The sequence below is a fragment of the Klebsiella sp. 10-1 genome (genome assembly GCF_009758445.1).
GTDB lineage: Bacteria > Pseudomonadota > Gammaproteobacteria > Enterobacterales > Enterobacteriaceae > Klebsiella > Klebsiella scottii.
Genome location: NZ_WQRE01000023.1, coordinates 1 through 751 on the forward strand (window position 1 = coordinate 1; position 751 = coordinate 751).

The window sequence follows — 751 nt, forward strand, 5'->3', positions numbered from 1 at the left end:
GGATGTGCTCACGAGTCTGCGGCATCGGGCCGTCAGTCGCAGCAACAACCAGGATCGCGCCATCCATCTGAGCAGCACCGGTGATCATGTTTTTAACATAGTCGGCGTGGCCCGGGCAGTCTACGTGCGCGTAGTGGCGAGTCGGGGTGTCATATTCAACGTGGGAAGTGTTGATGGTGATACCACGAGCTTTTTCTTCCGGTGCGTTATCGATCTGGTCGAATGCGCGCGCAGAACCACCGTAGGTTTTAGCCAGAACGGTAGTGATTGCAGCAGTCAGCGTTGTTTTACCATGGTCAACGTGGCCGATAGTACCGACGTTAACGTGCGGTTTTGTACGTTCAAACTTTTCTTTAGACATCGATTGTCCCTCTAAGACACGGATAAATCGGTGATATCACCACATCAACCAGGCAACATGCCCGACTTGTTGAATGCAATAAAATAGAGAGAAACAGGGAAGGAGAGATAAAGAAGTGGTGCTGATACCCAGAGTCGAACTGGGGACCTCACCCTTACCAAGGGTGCGCTCTACCAACTGAGCCATATCAGCACGTCTGGAGCGGGCAGCGGGAATCGAACCCGCATCATCAGCTTGGAAGGCTGAGGTAATAGCCATTATACGATGCCCGCATCCTGAAACTCGGCTACCCAGTTCTTTCTATAACAAAAAAAAGAGAGTTATCTCTTTTCTTTGTTTGAGCTGATTAGCTTAACCAATCAGCTCTGGCTTCGCAAAGCGTTGCCGAAA

The 751-nt window shown here is 50.5% G+C and carries 1 protein-coding gene and 2 tRNA genes; all 3 read right to left on the minus strand.

Annotated features, from left to right (window positions below; genetic code table 11):
- Nucleotides 1-361, minus strand: a 361-nt coding sequence (locus GO007_RS28735) for a GTP-binding protein (RefSeq protein ID WP_173018271.1), incomplete at its 3' end; no start/stop codon positions are given.
- Between the two features lie 116 nt (nt 362-477).
- Nucleotides 478-553, minus strand: a tRNA-Thr gene (locus GO007_RS28740).
- 5 nt (nt 554-558) lie between these two features.
- Nucleotides 559-633 (minus strand) — tRNA-Gly (locus GO007_RS28745).
- Nucleotides 634-751: the final 118 nt, after the last annotated feature.